Below are 18,682 nucleotides of genomic sequence, written 5' to 3' on the forward strand. Positions count from 1 at the left end.
CCTTGTTAGTCCGCAGCCAGCTCGCGCCGCAGCTGGATGATCTCTTCCGCCAGTTCACGGCACAGCATGGCGTTCATCAGATGATCCTGCGCATGCACCATGATCAGATTGACCGGAATTTTGCCGCAGCCTTCGTCGGCACCGATCAATTCGGTCTGGATACGGTGCGCGGCTCTGGCCGCCTCGCTGGCTTCGCTCAGCAACGCATCGGCGCGTGGCCACTCTTTGCGCCGCGCCGCGCGCAGCGCTTCCATTGAGCAGGAGCGCGCTTCTCCCGCCTGAATAATCAGTTCCATGACCGTGCTCTCATCAATTTCCATCATGCCTCCTTAACCGGTTGCGCTGCGACGGCCTGCTCAAGCTCCTGCTGCAGCAGTTGCCGCTCATAAATTTTGAAAAACGGGTAGTAAATCAGCGTAGCGATGGTTACCAGCACGGCAATCAGCACGATGACGCGCCAGTCCCAGCCGGTCGACCAGGCCGCCCCGATCGGTGCCGGCGTGGTCCAGGGGGCCAGCGACACCACGTGGTTAATCAGGTGGGTTTTGGTGGCTGTCCAGGCGAGCGTGGCGTTGACTAACGGCGCGCAGATAAACGGAATGAACAGAATCGGATTCATCACCACCGGCGAACCGAAGATGACCGGCTCGTTGATGTTGAACATGCTGGGCACAATGCTCAGCTTGCCAATCGAGCGCAGATGCGCCGAGCGGCTGCGCAGGTAGAGCAGCACCAGCCCCATGGTGGAACCGGAGCCGCCAATAACGATGAAAAACTGCCAGAACGGCTCGATAAACACGTGCGTGATCGGCTCACCGGCGTTGAGCGCCTGCTGGTTGAGACCGAGGTTAGTCAGCCAGAATGCCTGCAGAATGCCGCCGACAATCACCGCACCGTGAATGCCGGCGAACCACAGCATGTGGCACAGCAGCACCGCCACCAGCACCGCCGGTAACGAATCCGAGGCGGAGATAATCGGTGCGAACAGCGCCATAATCGCCTGCGGTAGCAGCAGGCCAAACTGCGCCTGCACCCACAGGCTGAGCGGAAACAGCGTGATGAAGATGGCGATGATCGGGATCAGCAGATCGAACGACTGACGAATTTTGGGCGGCACCTGCTCCGGCAGCTTAAAGCCGATGTTGTGCTTTTGCAGGAAGTGCATCAGTTCAGTGGCGAACAGCGCCACCAGAATCGCGGTGAAAATGCCCTCGCCGCCAAGTGAGCCAACCGGCAGCGTGCCGTTGCTCTGTGGCGCGGCCACCACCAGAAACGCCATCAGCGCCAGGCTGGCCGCCATAAAGCCGTTCATCTTGTAGCTGTTCGCCAGGTTATAGGCGATGGCGCTGGCGATATACAGCGCCATGATGCCCATGGTCATGTTATACGGCATCATGATTTGCGCTTCATGCGCGCGCACCATACCGAGCCACCACTGGGCAAACGCCCATGAACTGTCAGCTGAGAACGGCGGATGGGCAAACAGCAGCATAAACGAGCCCACAATCAGAAACGGCATCGAGGCGATAAATCCATCGCGGATGGCAATCACATGGCGCTGGCTGGAGAGGCGTCCGGCCAGCGGGCTGATGCGGTTTTCAATCACACCAAATAACGATTCGCTTATGCTGCTCATCGGCGAGCTCCTTGCATCAGGCAACAACAGAATAAGCCTGTGCATTGGCGCACAGGCGTAAACAATTATTTTATTTTCGGAACAATCGTCAGGCGTGAATCAGCTTTAGCGAATCATCTAATATTTTCTCGCCATTCATCATGCCGTAATCCATGCTATTAATCACAGTGATAGGCTTATTTAGCTGCTGCGCCAGCGGCTGGAAGTCCGCCAGTTTGTATTTAATCTGCGGCCCGAGCAGGCAACAGTCAAAGTTCGCGATCTGATCGTTAAACTCTTCAATGCCAACGGCTTTTATCTCAACCTCGACGCCCTTCTCTTTGGCGGCCTTCTCCATTTTCTGCACCACCATGCTGGTGGACATCCCGGCGGCGCAGCAGAGTAGAATCTTTGGCATCATTCAATCCTCAGTGTGGGGTTTAATTAACGAATACCCGCGCTAAAGATTTTCTGCAACCGGTTTCAGATTTGCGTTACGGATCTGTGAGAAATATCAAAAAGCGCGCTGCAAATTTAATCGGGATGCAATAATAAACGGAAGAGATTATGTGAAAGTCGGGGAACAGTGGCGCGGCCAGACACAGCGCGCCACCGGGGCAGAACGTCAGGAGATGGCGGAATCTTTTTGCTTGTCGGCTTCGAAGTGTGCCTTGAACTGTTCGTAGATGGAGATCATATTGGAGGCATCGCCGTGCAGCGGGCTCAGTTTACCGGCGCGCACCAGTTCGATGACCAGTTGCAGGGCGGCCTGTTTTGGGCTGCTGGCCGGATGGGCAATTTCATGAGACATCAGATATCACTCCTTATTGTTGTCAGTGCCGCACAGTTTAGCCCAGATTGTGCTGCTAATGGGCGCGGCGCTGGTTATCATCATTCTGTTCGGACAAAAAAGCCGCTCAGGCTGTTCATTGACGCCTGAGGCGTTTAGCTATACTGGATCAAAAAAAGGAACACACAGCCACGCATTCCGTACCACGGGAATGGTGCAGAAGGAGTCGGTTATGTTGATTGGTTTTGTCTTGTTAGTGAGCGCCTGCGGCCACGATGCCTGTGATGCCCTGCCGGTGTCGGAGCGGATTTACCCCACGAAAGTGGCCTGCGAACAGATGGCCGATCGCATCCATAAAGTCCGGCCGAATGTGGTGCTGCTTTGTGGGGAAGTGCACCGTTAATTCGGTGCCAGTGCGTCATCAATTGCATAAAAAACAGCCAGACGGCATTGCAACCTGGGCCCGCAGCGTTCAAAATATAAGCTGCTTTACACTATTACAGTTGTGAATCCCATGAAAAAAACTCGCCCCCGTCGTCCCAACGGACGCTGGGTTTATTACATTTTGTATGACGGCATTCTCTGGCCCTGTCCGGTGCGCTGGGAGTGGGAGAGCGGCTTCGGCGGCTGGCTGCCGTTTTACTATTCGCCCACCTTTGAATTTGTCGCGGGCGATCCGCGCAAGGCCTACCGCATTGCGCGCAGCAGCGTGCGCAATCTGCGCCAGCATGAGCATGACGGCGAATATGCCTGAGGCGTCAGAATTGCCACGGCAGCCACGAGGCCGTCAGCAGGTAGTGCACCAGTTCCAGCACCAGAATAATCATCACCAGCACCCCGAGCTTGTGGCGGCATACCCAATCCTTTAGCCCCATATCATCGCCGCCCAGCGAATCAGCATCAGCGCGCCGCAGATGCACAGCAACACCACAATCATCTTCCAGTGTTTTGTCGCAGCCAGTTTTTTTGCCACGTTTCCTCCAGACAGCAGAAAGCAACGATGCGCCCGCAGGCGCATCGCATAGTCTACCGCTGGTCACCCGTGAGGGCGATTAATTATTTAGCGTATAATCGAGGGTGATTTCGGCATTCAGCACCTGAGACACCGGGCAGCCGGCTTTGGCTTTCTGAATGATTTCATCGAATTTGGCATCATCAATGCCCGGCAGCGCAATGGTGCTGTTGAGGGCAATTTTGGTGATGGCGAAGCCGTCGCCCTTTTTGTCCAGTGAAACATCGGCGGTGGTGTCGATGCTTTTCGGTGGATGACCGGCCTGGCCCAGCATCAGCGACAGCGCCATGGAGAAGCAGGCGGCGTGTGCCGCGCCAATCAGCTCTTCCGGATTGGTGCCCTTCTCGCCTTCAAAACGGGTGTTAAAACCGTATGGCTGGTTGCTGAGCACGCCGCTTTCAGTGCTAACCGTGCCTTTGCCTTTGATGTCGCCTTCCCAATGGGCCGATCCTTTCTTATGAATGGTCATGTCATTCCTCCTGTTAGTCAGACAGCTATTCAGTATAGACAAGAGCCGGCGCTTTGCCTGGCTTAGCGCACCGCGTGCGGGCGCGCCGGGCTGAGTCCGGCTTCGCTCAGCAGCGCATTCGCCTGCACCAGCGAATCCTGGGTGATGTCCGCAATGGTTTTCGCGCCGGTCAGCGTCATCGCCACCCTCATCTCTTTCTCAACCAGACTCAGCAGATTCTCCACGCCGCGCTGGCCGTGCGTCGCCAGCGCATAGATAAACGCGCGTCCCAGCAGCACGCTGTCAGCCCCCAGCGCGATCATGCGCACCACATCCAGCCCGTTGCGAATGCCGCTGTCGGCCAGAATGGTGATGTCGCCCTTTACCGCGTCGGCGATGGCCGGCAGCGCGCGCGCCGACGACAGCACGCCATCCAGCTGACGTCCGCCGTGGTTGGAGACCACGATGCCATCGGCGCCAAAACGCACCGCATCGCGCGCATCTTCCGGGTCGAGAATGCCTTTGATCACCATCGGCCCTTCCCAGAATTCGCGAATCCACTCCAGATCCTGCCACGAGATCGACGGGTCGAAATTTTTCGCCAGCCAGCCGATATAATCTTCCAGCCCGGTAGGGTTACCGAGGTACGTGGAGATATTGCCGAGATCGTGCGGACGCCCGTGCAGCCCGACATCCCACGCCCACTGCGGATGGGTGACCGCCTGCCAGTAACGGCGCAGCGCGGCATGCGGGCCGCTCATGCCGGAGTGCGCATCGCGGTAGCGCGCGCCCGGCGTCGGCATATCGACGGTAAACACCAGCGTCGAACAGCCTGCCGCTTTGGCCCGCTCCAGCGCGTTGCGCATAAAGCCGCGATCGCGCAGCACATACAACTGAAACCACATCGGACGGTTAATCGCCGGTGCCACCTCTTCTATCGGGCACAGCGACACGGTCGACAGGGTAAATGGAATGCCGCGATTGGCTGCCGCACGCGCCGCCTGCACTTCACCGCGTCGCGCGTACATGCCGCACAGGCCGACCGGCGCCAGCGCCACCGGCATCGACAGCATTTCATTGAACAGCCGCGTTTCCAGACTCAGCTCAGCCATGTTTTTCAGCACGCGCTGACGCAGCGCCACATCAGAGAGATCGGCCACGTTGCGCTTCAGGGTATGTTCTGCGTAGGCCCCGCCGTCCAGATAGTGAAACAGGAATGGCGGCAGGATACGTTGCGCCGCGGCGCGATAGTCACTGGCAGCAGAAATAATCATCAGTTGTCTTCCTTACGGGTAACCTGCGTGGCGCCCGGTAGCCGCGTGATGCGGGCCTGGCGCGCTTCGTCTTCATGCAGCGTTTTCATGGTGGTGTGAACAAAGCCGAGGTGATCCATCGCCGCCTGGCGCGCCGCGTCGGCGTCGCCCGCCATCACCGCGTCGAACATCGCCTGATGCTGGGCGTTGAGCTGGTTGAAAATCACCGGCTGGGTGTACATACGCTGGCGGCTGTGCAGCACGGAGGATTGCAGCAGATCGAAAAATCCGCGCATGGTCTGCAGCAGCACCAGATTATGCGAGGCTTCGGCAATGGCGAGGTGGAAGCGCAGATCCGCCTGCGCGGCCAGTTCGGGGTCGTCGCAGTCGTTCATTTGTATCAGCGCGTCAAAGGCATAGCGCAGCCGCTCTTTATCCGCCTCGGTGGCGCGCTGCGCGGCGTGCCAGGCGGTGCTGGCCTCAATCGCGTGGCGCGCCTCAAGAATATCCCAGCGGTAGTCAGGATCGGCGGCCAGCAGCTGGCGAATCGGCTCGACGATGCGCTGTTCTGACCACGGCTCCTGCGGCTCGCACAGCCAGGTGCCGCCGCCGCGTTTACTGGTCAGCACGCCACTGCTGATCAGCTGCTGGATGGCCTCACGCACCGACGAGCGCGACACGCCGAAGCGGGCGGCCAGCGCACGCTCCGAAGGTAAACGCATGCCGGGTTTCAGCTGATGCTCTTCAATCCAGGCGCTAAGACGCGCGCGCAGCGTATCCGCCAGCCGCGGTGTGGGTTCAGTCATGGAATCATCCAGGTAAAGACATACGCCTGCAGCGTGGTGATCACGCCGACCATACAGGTAAAAATCAGGCTGTGTTTAACGGTAAACCGGAACAGATCGGACTCGCGCCCCACCAGCCCCACGGCGGCGCAGGCGATGGCGATCGACTGCGGCGAAATCATTTTACCGGTGACGCCACCGGTGGTATTGGCAGCCACCAGCAGCACATCCGACACCCCAATCTGCTGTGCGGTGGTCGCCTGCAGCGCGGCGAACAGCGCGTTGGAAGAGGTATCGGAGCCGGTCAGAAAGACGCCCAGCCAGCCGAGGAACGGCGAGAAGAAGGTGAAGGCCTGTCCGGTGTGCGCCAGCGCCAGGGCCAGCGTGGCCGACAGCCCTGAGTAGTTAGAGATGAACGCAAACGCCAGCACCATGCCGATGGAGTAGATCGGCAGCGCCAGCTCCTTCAGGGTTTCGCCAAAGGTGCGCAGCGCCGCCGCCGGCTTCATGCGCAGGAAAATCACCGAAATCACCGCTGCCAGCAGAATCGCAGTGCCGGTGGCGGAGACCACGTCAAATTTGAACAGCGCCGCATACGGCGTTGCTGCGCTCACTACCGGCGGCATGCGTGCCACCAGCTCGTGCAGCAGCGGCACCGGCACGCTAAACACCCAGTCATACAGCGCACCGCCTTTAGCGAACAGCGCTTTAAACGGCGGAATACTCCACAGCGTAACGGTCGCGGTAAGGAACAGGAACGGCATCCAGGCACGCACAATCTGCGCCAGCGTGTAGCGTTGCGTCCCTGAGGGCGCAGCCTCTGGCGCGGGTTCTTTAAAGCGGAAGATGCGCACCGGCTGCCAGCGGCGCAGAAACAGCGTCAGGCAGATCAGTGAAGCCAGCGACGAAATGATGTCCGGCAGCTCCGGGCCAAGGAAGTTAGAGCTGAGGTACTGGGCGATGGCAAACGAACCGCCGGCCACCATCACCGCCGGCCAGGTCTCTTTGATGCCGCGCCAGCCATCCATGATCGCCATGATCCAGAACAGCACGATGAGGGTGAGAAACGGCAGCTGGCGTCCCGCCATCTGGCCAATCTGGAAGCTGTCCAGCCCGGTGACCTGACCGGCGACGATGATCGGAATCCCCATCGCGCCGAACGCCACCGGCGCGGTGTTGACGATCAGGCACAGGCCGGCGGCATAGAGCGGATTAAAGCCCAGCCCGACCAGCAGTGCGGCGGTGATCGCCACCGGTGCCCCAAAGCCTGCCGCGCCCTCTAAAAACGCGCCAAACGAAAAGCCGACGATCAGCATCTGCAAACGCTGGTCTGGCGTGATGGAGAGAATCGAGGCGCGAATGATATCGAACTGGCCGGTTTTCACCGAGATCTTGTAGACAAATACCGCCGCCACGATGATCCAGGCAATCGGCCACAGGCCGTATAAAAAACCATACGCCACCGACGCCAGCGCCTGGGGCACCGGCATGCCGTACAGCAACAGCGCCACCAGCAGCGCCAGCACCACGGTGATCGTACCGGCCTGATAGCCCTTCAGCTTGAGCTTAATCAGCGCGAAGAAGAAAAAAACAATCGGGATCACCGCCACCAGGCTGGATAGCCACAAATTGTTGAGCGGATCGTAGTTTTGTTGCCACACCTGCATGCCGTTTCTCCAGAGGTCACCAGAGGGATGCGGCGCATCGGCAAAAGCAGGCGTGCGCCGCAGATTGTTGCCCGGTTCCGCACCACAATTGGTAGGACCACATTGCGGCTGACGGGCTTTCTGGCTCCAGATAGTTAATGCATTGTTAACCCAAAGCAACGCGACAGGCGTGATTTTTCGTGTTATGTGACCATGTGGCTACATTTTTATAACATTGGTAGGACCAATCAGCGCGCAGCCGCACCAAAGGCGCGCGCATAGCTGCGCGGATGAAAACGCAGATTGAGTCCGATCAGCCCCAGCGTCACGACGCCCTGCATCAGCCATACGCTGGCAAAACTGTGGGTGAGCACCTGCAACTGACCGGCAATAAACGGCATGCAGCCGGCGATGATGAATCCTGCGCCCTGCATGAAGGCCACCAGCCGCGCGCCTGCCTGCGGCTGCGGCAGATGATCGAGCGCCAGCACCATCGCCAGCGGGAACGCGGCACCGAGACCGAAGCCGGCGATGGCGGCCCACAGCCACGGCGCCAGCAGCGGCGCAAAAAGAAACCCGCTCATCCCGGCCAGCTGACACAGCAGACTGACAATCAGTTGCGGACGGCGATCGGCACCGCGCGCCAGCAGCGGCATCAGCAGCGCGCCGGCAACCTGGCTCAGAATCATCACGCCCAGCAGCGAGCCGCCGGCCTGCGCCGACCAGCCCAGCCGGTGATACGCATCCGGCAGCCAGGCAACGCAGGTGGCATAGCCGCCATTGACCAAGCCAAAGCTCAGCGCCAGCGACCAGGCGCGCGGCTTACGCCACAGCGGCGGCAGCGTTACCTGTGCGGCATCCGGCACGGCAGGCACGCGCACCAGTAGCCACAGCAGGATAGCCAGCAGCACCGGTAGCGCCCAGCCGCTGAGCGCCAGCGGTACGCCAAGCTGCGCGCTGAGCCACGGCGACAGCGCCGCGCCCAGTCCGCCGCCGCCCATCAGCGCGCCCGCCCACAGCCCGGTGACCGCCGCGCTGCGCCGGCTAAAACGCTGTCGAATCAGTCCCGGCATCGCCATCTGCACCACGCCGACGCCGATGCCGGCAAACAGCGCGCTGAGCACCAGCCCGCTGCCGCTGTCGATTACGCCGCGCGCCGCCAGCGCCAGCAGCAGCAGCGTCAGCCCGGCCAGCAGTAAGGGCTTTAAGGCCACGCGCTGCATCAGCGTGGCGCTGAACAGCGCCACCGCGCCCATCATTACCATCGGCACCGCCGGCAGCAGCGAGGCGGCCAGCCCTGACAGATGCAGGCTGTGGCGCAGCTGGCCCAGCAGTGGACTGACCGAGGTCAGCAGCGGGCGCATGTTCAGCCCGGCCAGCACCAGCGCAGCCAGCGTTAACGTATTGGCATGTCGGTTCATAACCCATCCTGCAGTGAAAAGGTTGTCAGCATCGCAGCAGACAGTACTATTTGGAAATGAAATAACACCATGATGGGCAGTGGATAAATGAATCGTCAGCCAATGTTTACGCCGCAGCAGCTATTAAGCTTTGTGGCGGTGTGCGAGACCGCCAGCTTTACCCGCGCCGCCGAGCGTGTGCACCTGTCGCAGTCGACGGTCAGTCAGCAGGTGCGGCGGCTGGAAGAGATGGTGGGTAAAGCGCTGTTACAGCGCACCTCACATCAGGTGGCGCTGACCGAAGAGGGAGAAAAATTGCTCGGCTACGCGCGTCGCATCATCGCCCTTAACGGCGAAGCGCACGATGTGCTGAGCGATAAGTGGCGCGACGGCATTGTGCGCATTGGCGTGCCGGAGGATTTTGCCGCCCCGACCGCCAGCCTGCTGGCCGGATTCAGCCGACAGCATCCGCAATTGCGTCTTGACGTGATGAGCGGCATGTACGTCGATCTGCATCGCGCATGGCAGCGCGAAGAGCTGGATCTGATGCTGATCAAGCAGCCGGGCGGCGATCGCCCGCTGGCCGCCCGGCCCGAGCCGCTGCTGTGGCTGGACAGTGCCGAACATCCCTGCTTTGACCAGACGCCGCTGCCGCTGGTGGTGTTTCCGCAGCAGGGGCTGTATCGCGAAGAGATGTGTCAGACGCTGGATGCGCTCGGCCGCAGCTGGCGCATCAGCTACAGCAGCGCCAGCCTGGTGGCCCTCGCCAGCGCCAGCGCCGCCGGTCTCGGCCTGACGCTGCTGCCCGCCAGCTGCCGCCTGCCCGGTCACCGCGTGCTGGGCAGCGCAGAGGGTTTACCGGTGATCAGCCATTTCGAGCTGGCGCTGTTCTGCCGTAAGCCGCAGGATGCGCTGCAACAGGCACTGGCCGCTGCGCTGGTGCAATTCTGCCAGCTACAGTGGCAGTGATTTTTCCACTGCCAGGCAGTGGGAAATATCGCAGCGCGGCGGCGTCGGTTTTGCCAGATTAGGTTTTTTCCTTTTGCCTGGAGTTTCCGATGCCTCTGACCGCTTCCAGCCGACGTGATTTCCTCAGCCACGGCGTGCGCCTTACTGCCGCAGGCAGCCTGATGATGGCTGGCATGAGCAGCGCCGCCCGCCCCGACACACCACCGGTCTCGTCCACCCCGCCGCCTGCCGTGGCGCACTATCAGCTGCTGAATGTGCGCCTCGAAGAGGGATTTGAGCGCGACGGCGCGGAGATAGTCGCCACCCGCACCGCGCTGTACGACATCACCATTAAAGAAGGCAAGTTCAGCGCCATTAGCGCCGCCGGCCAGGCGCGCCAGCCTGGCCTGCCGCAGTGGGATGCCGGCGGTGCGCTGCTGTTACCGCGCACGCGGGACATGCACATCCATCTGGATAAAACCTTTTACGGCGGACCGTGGCAGGCACCGCGCCCGCGGCAGGGCAAGACCATCATGGATATGATTGCGCGCGAGCAGGTGCTGATTCCCCAGCTGTTGCCAACCTCGCAGGCGCGCGCCGAAGCGCTGATTGGCCTGCTGCAAAGCAAAGGCAGCACCGAAGCGCGCAGCCACTGCAACATCGATCCAGTCAGTGGCCTGAAAAGTCTCGAACATCTGCAGCTGGCGCTGGCCAACCATCCGGCGTTTCGCTGTGAGATCGTCGCCTTTCCGCAGCATGGTTTGCTGCATTCGCAGGTCGATGGTCTGATGCGTGAGGCGATGCAGCTCGGCGTGCAGTATGTCGGTGGGCTGGATCCCACCAACGTGGATGGTGCCATGCAGGCTTCGCTTGATGCGATGTTCCGCATCGCGCTCGACTACGATCGCGGCGTGGACATTCATCTGCATGAGACCAGCGCCGCCGGCGTGGCAGCCATTCAGTACATGATCGCCACCATCGCCCGTAATCCGCAGCTGAAAGGCAAAGTGACACTGAGCCACGGTTTCGCGCTCGCCACGCTGGAAGGTAAGGCGCTGGATGAGATTATCGCCGGCATGGCCGAACAGCAGATGAGCGTGGCGTCAACGATTCCGATTGGCAAGCTGACGATGCCATTGCCGCAGCTGCAGGCAGCCGGCGTGACGGTGATGACCGGCACCGACAGCGTGATCGATCACTGGTCGCCGTTCGGCACCGGCAGCATGCTGGAGAAAGCCAATCTGTATGCCCAGCTGTATCGCGGATCGGATGAGTTTGGCCTGAGCCGCGCGCTGCATATCGCCACCGGCGGCATTCTGCCGCTCGCCAATAGCGGTGAGCGCCAGTGGCCGCAGCTGCAGGATGAAGCCAGTATGATGCTGGTCGACGCCAGCTGCTCGGCGGAAGCCGTGGCGCGCATCGCACCGGTGCGCGCTACGTTCCAGCGCGGCACGCCGGTATTCAGCGCCTGAAGGCGCATCGCAGCCAGCACCACCACGCCAGTTCCGGCCACAAAAAAGCCTCCCGCAGGAGGCTTTGGAAGGTGACACCGGCGCGGCAAGCCCGATGATAATGCTGGATTTAAGACAACATCTGAATCGCCAGCGCATACAGGCGCTGGTGCTCATCGTCATTAACAGGCTCTTCTTCCGCATAACAGGCAATCATGGAGCTGACTTTATCGGAGGATAACGTCTCTCCATGCAGATGCAGCGTTAACACGGCGCGGCCGACGATTTTCAGAACGTCTTCGTTTTGTCCCTGGACATAGTGACTCAATGAGGTGACCTCTGAAGTAATTATTAATTGCCAAATGGCGCGCTAAATATAAAGCAAAGCGGTTAGGATTTTTACTCAGATTTTCCGCATAACAGGTAACATATAAGCGAAATCTTACTGAAAATAGCCGTAACATGCCGCGATATTGCCGCTTACCTGCCGCTAATATCATTTTTTCCCTCGAAAAAGCGTTTTTACCGTTCGTGCTGCCTGGTGTGAAATTCGGAACATTCATTAAAACTTTGCGATAGTTGCACCTCATCATTGACCTGACAAAGCGCAACGACTGACTAATTTCACAACGTGATTATTATCGCAATTGCCGTTGCCGATAGGCCGCCTTTCTGCCAGACTGGCCGCCGCTATTCCTGCTACTACCTGAGATGCTCCTGTGACTGCTTTTTCTACCCTGACGCAACTGCCTGCCAGCCAGCTCGACAACCTGCGCGAGATGGGCTTCGACGCCATGACGCCGATTCAGGCCGCTTCCCTGCCGGCCATCCTTAGCGGACGCGATGTGCGGGCGCAGGCGCAAACCGGCAGCGGCAAAACCGCCGCCTTCGGTATTGGCGTGCTGAACCGCATCGACAGCGGGCGTTTTCATACCCAGGCGCTGGTGCTGTGCCCGACGCGTGAACTGGCCGACCAGGTCAGCAACGTGCTGCGTCAGCTGGCGCGCTTCACCCGCAACATCAAGATCCTGACGCTGTGCGGCGGCCAGCCAATGAGTGCGCAGCGCGATTCGCTGGTGCATGCGCCGCATATTGTGGTCGGCACGCCGGGGCGCATCCTCGATCATCTCAAGCGTGACAATCTCGATTTAAGTCAGTTGCAGAGCCTGGTGCTGGACGAAGCCGATCGCATGCTGGAGATGGGTTTCCGCGACGATATGGAAGCCATCATTGGCTTTACGCCGGATTCGCGTCAGACGCTGCTGTTCTCCGCCACCTGGCCCGATACCATTGCCAGCCTGAGTCAGCGCTTTCAGCGCGATGCGCTGGCAGTAGCGACCGAAGCGAAGTCGGAACTGCCAGCGATTGAGCAGCAGTTTATTGAAACCAGCGCCAGCGAGCGTATCAACCTGCTCAGCGCTCTGCTCAGCCAGCAGCAACCGGCTTCCTGCGTGGTGTTCTGTAACACCAAACGGGAATGCGATGAGATTGCGGCCGCGCTCAACGATCGCCAGATCAGCGCGCTGGCGCTGCACGGCGATCTGGAACAGCGCGATCGCGAACGCGTGCTGATTCGCTTTGCCAACGGCAGCATCCGCGTGCTGATCGCCACCGACGTCGCCGCGCGCGGCCTCGACATTAAATCTCTGGCGCTGGTGGTTAACTTCCAGCTGGCTTGGGATCCGGAAGTGCACATTCACCGCATTGGCCGTACCGGCCGCGCCGGCGAACAGGGGCTTGCGGTCAGCTTTGTGGCGGCCGACGAAATGGTGCGCGCCCATGCGCTGGAAGATTACCTGCAGCAGAAGCTCAACTGGCAGCCGGCCAGCACGCTGAAAGGCAAAGGCGCACAGCCGCTGCCGGCGGCGATGATGACGCTGTGCATTGACGGTGGGCGCAAAGCCAAGATGCGTCCCGGCGATATTCTGGGTGCCCTGACCGGTGAAGCCGGTTTCAGCGGCGATCAGATCGGTAAAATCGATCTCACCCCGACCCATGCGTATGTCGCCATCGACGCCGCGCAGGCGAAAAAAGCGCTGATCAAGCTGAAAGAGGGCAAGATCAAAGGCAAAAGCGTGCGCGCGATTCTGCTGAAGTAACTGTCGTGAGCGTGAGGGCGATCGCCCTTACGCTAAATTTTCATCGCCCTTCCCTTCATTTTTTTCCTCCGCTGCCGATAAGTTAATCATGGCGCTATTGCCCTGCCCTTTACTCCGCCCAGATTCTGCCCCGAGGCCACAATGGATAATTTTCAGAAAGAGATCGATGAACGCGCCAACCTTGCGCTTTCTAACAAATTCGAACTGCTGCTGTTCCGGCTGGGTTCCGATCGGCTGAAAGGCAAGTCTGAGCTGTACGGCATCAACGTATTTAAACTGCGTGAAATTGTGCCAATGCCGACGATTACCCGCGCCGCCGGCATGAATTCACCGCTGCTCGGCATGGCCAGCATTCGCGGCCAGTTTATTCCGGTAATCGACCTGCCGGCCGTAACCGGCTGCAAACCTGAAACCGGCCTCAACCTGCTGCTGGTCACCGAATACGCGCGCAGCACCCAGGCATTTGCCGTGGAATCAGTGGAGAACATTGTACGTCTCGACTGGAATCAGGTGCACACGGCGGAAGCAGGCATCGGCAGCCGTAACATCACCAGCATCGCCTGTCTGGACACCGACGGTCAGAGCAACAATCTGGCACTGGTGCTCGACGTCGAGCAGATTCTGTATGACATCATTCCGTCGGTGCGCGGCGTCGAGCCGAGCGAAGAGACGGCGAAGAATTTCAACCTTAAACCCGGCCAGGTAGCGATTGTTGCTGAAGACTCCAAAGTGGCGCGTCAGCTGCTGGAACAGGGGCTGAAAAGCATGGGCATTCCGGCCATCATGCACAATACCGGGCTTGAAGCGTGGATAAAAATCAGCGAGATGCAGAAAGAAGCGCAGGCTAACGGCGAGTCGATTCACGACAAAATCGCGCTGGTGCTGACCGACCTCGAAATGCCGGAGATGGACGGCTTTACCCTGACGCGCAACATCAAGCGCGACGACGCGCTGCGGCAGATTCCGGTGGTGATTCACTCGTCGCTTTCCGGCAGCGCCAACGAAGATCACGTGCGCAAAGTGGGCGCTGACGGTTACGTCGCTAAGTTTGAAATCAACGAGCTTTCCAGCGTGATTTATCGCGTGCTGGAGAAGAAGCGCTAAGCGCTTGCCCCGATTTTCCCCTCAGGCGCGATATTCGCGCCTTTTTTATGCCCGCTCGCCTGTCATCCGCTGCATTAGCGTAACGGCGTATTTATCCTGTACTGCTGGTCAGTTAATCGTCCCAGGTCACCATGAATGGTGACCCTACAGGGCCTTTGCGTGTTTTTTGCAGGGGCAGTTTATTGCGCATTCCGCCGCGGTGCGGGAAATGAAATGCGCGATGAATCGCGCCGCTACGTTTTGTGCGACGGGATAATGCAGATATCCCATCCGCAATGAATCATGATGGCGTGACGTATCGCGCAGATATTCCTTTCATGTGATGCCGCTGATAACCGCACGGGTGACCGATATTCCTTCCATGCGATGCCGCTGATAACCGCACGGGTGGTAGCGGCGCAATTTATTGCGCATTCCGCCACGGTGCGGGAAATGAAATGCGCGATGAATCGCGCCGCTACGGTTTGTGCGACGGGATAATGCAGATATCGCATCCGCCTCTGCGCGTTTTTGTAGGGTGCGCAATTTTGCGCACCGGCACAGGCCGTGACGCCAGCTAATTACGACCAGTGATTAATCAACCTTAAGCCCTCTTAACCGTTTTGTGACAAATCCCTAAAAAATTAAAGTTAAAACATTAGCAACCGATAACTTTAGCGCCTGCGCTGGTGGCGCCAGACCCGTCTCGTCGCAATGGCAAAAAATCTTTCCTTTACACATCATCGACATATTGCAGACCCGTCGTCTGCGTTTCCGTTTTAATACAACAGCATTCTGGCATTGCGGGGAGATCCAATGTTGAGCTTAAAGAATATGAAGGTCGGCGTCCGCCTGGGCATCGCCTTTGGTTTAGTGGTGGCACTACTGGTGGTGATTGGTATTACCTCAATCATGAAGATCAACAACATCAAGAGCGGCATTACCTCGATTGTGGAAGATCGCTATGTAAAAGTGCGCCTCGGCTTTGACGTGCGCGATGGCGTCAACGATCAGATCAAATACCTGCGCGGCATCGTCATCGATACCACCCGGCCGCAGTTCAACGTGCAGCGCTTTCAGCAGCTGGCAGACGCCACCGCCCGTACCAACGCGGCGATGAAGAAGATCGAAGCGATTCAGATTACCGCCGTGGGCAAGAAGAAAATTGCCAGCCTGCTGGCTGCCAGCCAGCAGTTTGAACAGCAGAAAAATGAAGTGCTGGATCTGGTGCGGGCCGGTAAAGCCGATGACGCCAGCTACTACGTACTGAAAAAAATTACCGCCGTGCAGAATGCCTACCTCGACCTGGCGGTGGCATTTGCTGATTCCCAGTCCTCGCAGCTCCAGCAGGAAGGCGCCGGCATTATTGATGATGGCACCACGGCGATTGAAGTCACGCTGGTGTTCTCCGCGCTCGCCATTCTCGCAGCCGTGGTGATGGGCTGGCTGCTGACCCGTTCGATTGTGCATCCGCTGAATGAAGCGGTGACCATCGCCAGCAAAGTGGCTGCCGGCGATCTCAGCTCGCGCATTGAAATACGCAGCAAAGATGAAACCGGCGCGCTGATGCAGGCTCTGCAGGCGATGAACGATAACCTGCTGACTATTGTTTCCGACGTACGCGCCGGATCCGACACCATCGCTGTGGCGTCCAACCAGATCTCCAGCGGCAACATCGATCTCTCTTCGCGTACTGAACAGCAGGCCAGCTCGCTGGAAGAGACGGCGTCCGCGATGGAGCAGATGACCGCTACCGTGAAGCACAACGCCGACAATGCGCGCGAAGCCAACTCGCTGGTGGCGAAAACCTCCGGCGTCGCCAAAGAAGGCGGTGAAGTGATGGAGCAGGTGATTGTGAAGATGGAGGCGATTGCCCTCTCCTCGAAGAAGATTGTCGACATCATCAGCGTGATCGACTCTATCGCCTTCCAGACCAACATCCTGTCGCTCAACGCAGCGGTCGAAGCGGCGCGCGCCGGTGAACAGGGTCGCGGATTTGCCGTCGTCGCCACTGAAGTGCGTAACCTGGCGCAGCGTTCTGCCTCCGCGGCGAAAGAGATCAAAGTGCTGATTGAAGACTCGGTGGCGAAGGTAGATGAAGGTAGCCGTCTGGTGACGCACGCTGGTTCAACCATTGGTGAAGTGGTCAATAGCGTAAGCAGCGTGGCGGAGATCATGAGCGAAATCACCATCGCCAGCAGTGAACAGAGCAGCGGCATCAGTGAAATCAATCAGGCCATTACGCAGATGGAAGCGGTGACGCAGCAGAACGCCGCGCTGGTACAGGAAGCGTCCGCTGCGTCTCAGGCGCTGCAGGAGCAGGCCGATCGTCTGGCGCAGTCGATGAGCGTGTTTAAAACCGCTGCGGTTTAAAACAGACAGCCCCGTTCTGCATGCGTCAGACGGGGCCGTTCAGTGTCGCTGGCATGTCATGGCGGTGCGCATCGGGTCCGCCGCACCGCGCCCTGCTGTTAATTCATCAGCGAATAAGCGATGGAAGAAATCGCCAGGATTCCCACCAGCACCACAAACAGGTTGCTGATTTTGCCGCTGTACTGGCGCATCGCCGGGACTTTATGAATAGCGTACATCGGCATCAGGAACAGAATCATCGCAATCACCGGCCCGCCCAGCGTCTCAATCATGCCGAGAATGCTCGGGTTCAGTGTGGCAACCAGCCAGGTGGTCAGCAGCATAAACAGCGTGGTCAGGCGATTCATTTTCTGCGGCGTGATGGTTTTACCGCGGCTGCGCAGCGACTTCGCCACGATGCCGTTAAAGCCTTCACGCGCGCCCAGATAGTGGCCGAGGAACGATTTAGTGATCGCCACGATGGCGACAATCGGCCCCATCCAGGCAATCATCGGCACGTTAAAGTGGTTCGCCAGATAGGACAGAATGGTGATGTTCTGCGCCTTTGCTGCCTGTAAATCGGCGGGCGACAGGCTCAGCACGCAGCTGAACACAAAGAACATTACGGTCACCACCATCATCAGATGGGCGCTGGCCAGAATGCGTGAACACTTCTTCTCCGCGCCGGCACCGTACTCGGCGCGTTTCGCCACGGCAAAAGACGAGATAATCGGCGAATGGTTGAAGGAGAACACCATCACCGGAATCGCCAGCCACAGCGTCATCCAGATACTGCTGTCGCTACCGCTTTGCGCAAACGATAAGGTCTCCAGCGCCGCACCGTGCCAGTGCGGCACCAGATACGCAGCCAGCAACATCAGCACTGCCACAAACGGAAACACCAGCACGCTCATCGCTTTGACAATCATCTGCTCGCCGAAGCGCACCACCGTCATCATGCCAGCGATCAAAATCAGCGACAGCAGCGCACGCGGCGGTGATACCAGCCCGAGCTGGTGCACAATAAAGCTGTCCACGGTATTGGTGATCGCCACGCTGTACATCAGCAGGATCGGGTAGATGGCAAAGAAGTAGAGCAGCGTGATGATCTTACCGGCGCCGACACCGAAATGCTCTTCCACTACGTCCGTGATATCCGCACCGGGATTTTTGCCGGAGAGCACAAAGCGCGTCAGCGCACGGTGCGCAAAGAAGGTCATCGGGAAGGCGAGAATCGCCATGATGAGTAATGGAATCAGCCCGCCCGCGCCGGCGTTAATCGGCAGAAACAGCACCCCTGCGCCAATCGCGGTGCCGTACAGGCCCAGCATCCACACCGTATCACTCTTGCGCCAGCCGGTAGCTGCCGCCTCCACCGTACCGAGGGTACCGGTTTGTGAGTTATCCATCTGTCTCTCCAAAATTGTCTCAAATGCAGCCGGAACGACGGCTAAAAATTCGCGGCGGCCTGCAGCGTGCGGTCGCTTCACAAAACGCGCCTATGCTACCCGTTTTTGCCCGGCGTGGATTGCCGCAACGCAAGACATGCATCACAAAGGCGGTAAAAATGCGCGAGATGGCGATAAAAACAACAATAACGCACGAAACACGCACGCAATCGATTGCCTGGGGCGCTATTTGACCTGAGAAGCGTCTGGAGTGCAAGACACAGCGCGAAGTGGACGTGAACGGGAGAATGAAGTGCGGGGATGTTGCCAGCAGCAGAGCGCTGAGGAGGAAACTCCCCCGGCAGCTAGCCTCGGGCAACGCAGCACGTCGCCAGAGGATAACGCCGGGAGA

The 18,682-nt window shown here is 59.1% G+C and carries 20 protein-coding genes; 8 read left to right on the forward strand and 12 right to left on the reverse strand.

The genetic code is table 11. The annotated features are described in order from the left end of the window. Nucleotides 1–5: 5 nt before the first annotated feature. From H7K56_RS06275 to H7K56_RS06290, 4 genes are all read right to left on the reverse strand, one after another. Nucleotides 6–320: a PTS lactose/cellobiose transporter subunit IIA gene (locus H7K56_RS06275; protein ID WP_010618140.1), complete on the reverse strand. Its 315-nt coding sequence runs from the start codon at nt 318–320 to the stop codon at nt 6–8. After that, entirely contained in the window at nt 320–1,636 is a 1,317-nt protein-coding gene (locus H7K56_RS06280) for a PTS sugar transporter subunit IIC (RefSeq protein WP_150361734.1), read from the reverse strand. Before H7K56_RS06280 ends, H7K56_RS06275 begins: the two co-directional genes overlap by 1 nt. An 88-nt stretch (nt 1,637–1,724) precedes the next feature. Beyond that, complete coding sequence (locus H7K56_RS06285; RefSeq protein WP_141496724.1) at nt 1,725–2,033, reverse strand: PTS sugar transporter subunit IIB; 309 nt, start codon at nt 2,031–2,033, stop codon at nt 1,725–1,727. Nucleotides 2,034–2,240: 207 nt separating this feature from the next. Further along, nucleotides 2,241–2,426 (reverse strand): hypothetical protein, encoded by a 186-nt coding sequence (locus H7K56_RS06290; RefSeq protein WP_021507248.1) that lies wholly within the window; start codon nt 2,424–2,426, stop codon nt 2,241–2,243. A gap of 58 nt (nt 2,427–2,484) precedes the next feature. Between H7K56_RS06290 and H7K56_RS06295 the strand changes: the two genes are divergently transcribed. Together H7K56_RS06295 and H7K56_RS06300 are read left to right on the forward strand one after the other, a co-directional pair. Continuing rightward, nucleotides 2,485–2,808 carry a hypothetical protein gene (locus tag H7K56_RS06295; RefSeq protein WP_125310664.1) on the forward strand — a complete coding sequence of 108 codons (324 nt, stop codon included), beginning with the start codon at nt 2,485–2,487 and terminating at the stop codon, nt 2,806–2,808. A 111-nt stretch (nt 2,809–2,919) separates the two neighbouring features. Continuing rightward, the gene (locus tag H7K56_RS06300) at nt 2,920–3,159 is read left to right on the forward strand and encodes a hypothetical protein (RefSeq protein WP_021507249.1); all 240 of its coding nucleotides are present in this window, start codon (nt 2,920–2,922) and stop codon (nt 3,157–3,159) included. 111 nt (nt 3,160–3,270) lie between these two features. Here H7K56_RS06300 and yniD read toward each other — a convergent pair whose 3' ends face one another. From yniD to H7K56_RS06325, 6 genes are all read right to left on the reverse strand, one after another. Beyond that, entirely contained in the window at nt 3,271–3,378 is a 108-nt protein-coding gene (yniD, locus tag H7K56_RS23295; RefSeq protein WP_021507251.1) for a small membrane protein YniD, read from the reverse strand. A 79-nt stretch (nt 3,379–3,457) separates the two neighbouring features. Beyond that, the gene (locus H7K56_RS06305; protein ID WP_021313986.1) at nt 3,458–3,886 is read right to left on the reverse strand and encodes an OsmC family protein; all 429 of its coding nucleotides are present in this window, start codon (nt 3,884–3,886) and stop codon (nt 3,458–3,460) included. 62 nt (nt 3,887–3,948) lie between these two features. Further along, complete coding sequence (gene lldD / locus H7K56_RS06310) at nt 3,949–5,139, reverse strand: FMN-dependent L-lactate dehydrogenase LldD (protein ID WP_150361735.1); 1,191 nt, start codon at nt 5,137–5,139, stop codon at nt 3,949–3,951. Further along, nucleotides 5,139–5,924 carry a transcriptional regulator LldR gene (lldR, locus tag H7K56_RS06315; protein ID WP_150361736.1) on the reverse strand — a complete coding sequence of 262 codons (786 nt, stop codon included), beginning with the start codon at nt 5,922–5,924 and terminating at the stop codon, nt 5,139–5,141. Before lldR ends, lldD begins: the two co-directional genes overlap by 1 nt. Then, on the reverse strand, nt 5,921–7,570 hold the full coding sequence (gene lldP / locus H7K56_RS06320) for an L-lactate permease (protein WP_088516210.1): 1,650 nt from the start codon (nt 7,568–7,570) through the stop codon (nt 5,921–5,923). The genes lldR and lldP overlap by 4 nt, the downstream gene beginning before the upstream one ends. Nucleotides 7,571–7,797: 227 nt before the next feature. After that, entirely contained in the window at nt 7,798–8,970 is a 1,173-nt protein-coding gene (locus H7K56_RS06325; RefSeq protein WP_182688966.1) for a cyanate transporter, read from the reverse strand. A gap of 87 nt (nt 8,971–9,057) precedes the next feature. Here H7K56_RS06325 and H7K56_RS06330 point away from each other — a divergent pair, with 87 nt between their 5' ends. Both H7K56_RS06330 and H7K56_RS06335 read left to right on the forward strand, forming a co-directional pair. Beyond that, nucleotides 9,058–9,918, forward strand: a complete 861-nt coding sequence (locus tag H7K56_RS06330; RefSeq protein WP_031279666.1) for a LysR family transcriptional regulator — start codon at nt 9,058–9,060, stop codon at nt 9,916–9,918. A gap of 89 nt (nt 9,919–10,007) precedes the next feature. Continuing rightward, nucleotides 10,008–11,369 (forward strand): amidohydrolase family protein, encoded by a 1,362-nt coding sequence (locus H7K56_RS06335; protein ID WP_021507257.1) that lies wholly within the window; start codon nt 10,008–10,010, stop codon nt 11,367–11,369. A 109-nt stretch (nt 11,370–11,478) separates the two neighbouring features. Here H7K56_RS06335 and H7K56_RS06340 read toward each other — a convergent pair whose 3' ends face one another. Continuing rightward, entirely contained in the window at nt 11,479–11,676 is a 198-nt protein-coding gene (locus H7K56_RS06340; protein ID WP_010618157.1) for a hypothetical protein, read from the reverse strand. 391 nt (nt 11,677–12,067) lie between these two features. On the opposite strand from H7K56_RS06340, the gene dbpA reads away from it, so the two are divergent. From dbpA to H7K56_RS06355, 3 genes are all read left to right on the forward strand, one after another. Next, the gene (gene dbpA / locus H7K56_RS06345) at nt 12,068–13,447 is read left to right on the forward strand and encodes an ATP-dependent RNA helicase DbpA (RefSeq protein ID WP_088516207.1); all 1,380 of its coding nucleotides are present in this window, start codon (nt 12,068–12,070) and stop codon (nt 13,445–13,447) included. Nucleotides 13,448–13,588: 141 nt separating this feature from the next. Continuing rightward, complete coding sequence (locus H7K56_RS06350; RefSeq protein ID WP_021507259.1) at nt 13,589–14,551, forward strand: chemotaxis protein; 963 nt, start codon at nt 13,589–13,591, stop codon at nt 14,549–14,551. Nucleotides 14,552–15,346: 795 nt separating this feature from the next. Further along, nucleotides 15,347–16,903, forward strand: coding sequence for a methyl-accepting chemotaxis protein (locus tag H7K56_RS06355; RefSeq protein ID WP_058758001.1), 1,557 nt, complete (start codon nt 15,347–15,349; stop codon nt 16,901–16,903). Between the two features lie 98 nt (nt 16,904–17,001). Here the strand turns inward: H7K56_RS06355 and H7K56_RS06360 are convergent, their stop codons facing one another. Then, nucleotides 17,002–18,291, reverse strand: coding sequence for an HAAAP family serine/threonine permease (locus H7K56_RS06360; protein ID WP_150361750.1), 1,290 nt, complete (start codon nt 18,289–18,291; stop codon nt 17,002–17,004). Between H7K56_RS06360 and H7K56_RS06365 the strand changes: the two genes are divergently transcribed. Next, on the forward strand, nt 18,279–18,524 hold the full coding sequence (locus H7K56_RS06365) for a hypothetical protein (RefSeq protein WP_150361749.1): 246 nt from the start codon (nt 18,279–18,281) through the stop codon (nt 18,522–18,524). The genes H7K56_RS06360 and H7K56_RS06365 overlap by 13 nt on opposite strands. Nucleotides 18,525–18,682: the final 158 nt, after the last annotated feature.

Origin of the sequence: Pantoea dispersa (assembly GCF_014155765.1) — a bacterium.
GTDB lineage: Bacteria > Pseudomonadota > Gammaproteobacteria > Enterobacterales > Enterobacteriaceae > Pantoea > Pantoea dispersa.

Bases quoted from the DNA above. Each gene is read 5' to 3' on its own strand.
- H7K56_RS06295 (WP_125310664.1), top strand. From the start codon at position 2,485: ATGGGCGCGGCGCTGGTTATCATCATTCTGTTCGGACAAAAAAGCCGC.
- H7K56_RS06330 (WP_031279666.1), top strand. From the start codon at position 9,058: ATGAATCGTCAGCCAATGTTTACGCCGCAGCAGCTATTAAGCTTTGTG.
- lldR (WP_150361736.1), bottom strand. From the start codon at position 5,924: ATGACTGAACCCACACCGCGGCTGGCGGATACGCTGCGCGCGCGTCTT.
- H7K56_RS06275 (WP_010618140.1), bottom strand. From the start codon at position 320: ATGGAAATTGATGAGAGCACGGTCATGGAACTGATTATTCAGGCGGGA.
- lldD (WP_150361735.1), bottom strand. From the start codon at position 5,139: ATGATTATTTCTGCTGCCAGTGACTATCGCGCCGCGGCGCAACGTATC.
- H7K56_RS06300 (WP_021507249.1), top strand. From the start codon at position 2,920: ATGAAAAAAACTCGCCCCCGTCGTCCCAACGGACGCTGGGTTTATTAC.
- H7K56_RS06360 (WP_150361750.1), bottom strand. From the start codon at position 18,291: ATGGATAACTCACAAACCGGTACCCTCGGTACGGTGGAGGCGGCAGCT.
- H7K56_RS06325 (WP_182688966.1), bottom strand. From the start codon at position 8,970: ATGAACCGACATGCCAATACGTTAACGCTGGCTGCGCTGGTGCTGGCC.
- lldP (WP_088516210.1), bottom strand. From the start codon at position 7,570: ATGCAGGTGTGGCAACAAAACTACGATCCGCTCAACAATTTGTGGCTA.
- H7K56_RS06350 (WP_021507259.1), top strand. From the start codon at position 13,589: ATGGATAATTTTCAGAAAGAGATCGATGAACGCGCCAACCTTGCGCTT.
- H7K56_RS06355 (WP_058758001.1), top strand. From the start codon at position 15,347: ATGTTGAGCTTAAAGAATATGAAGGTCGGCGTCCGCCTGGGCATCGCC.
- H7K56_RS06305 (WP_021313986.1), bottom strand. From the start codon at position 3,886: ATGACCATTCATAAGAAAGGATCGGCCCATTGGGAAGGCGACATCAAA.
- H7K56_RS06335 (WP_021507257.1), top strand. From the start codon at position 10,008: ATGCCTCTGACCGCTTCCAGCCGACGTGATTTCCTCAGCCACGGCGTG.
- H7K56_RS06285 (WP_141496724.1), bottom strand. From the start codon at position 2,033: ATGCCAAAGATTCTACTCTGCTGCGCCGCCGGGATGTCCACCAGCATG.
- H7K56_RS06280 (WP_150361734.1), bottom strand. From the start codon at position 1,636: ATGAGCAGCATAAGCGAATCGTTATTTGGTGTGATTGAAAACCGCATC.
- H7K56_RS06290 (WP_021507248.1), bottom strand. From the start codon at position 2,426: ATGTCTCATGAAATTGCCCATCCGGCCAGCAGCCCAAAACAGGCCGCC.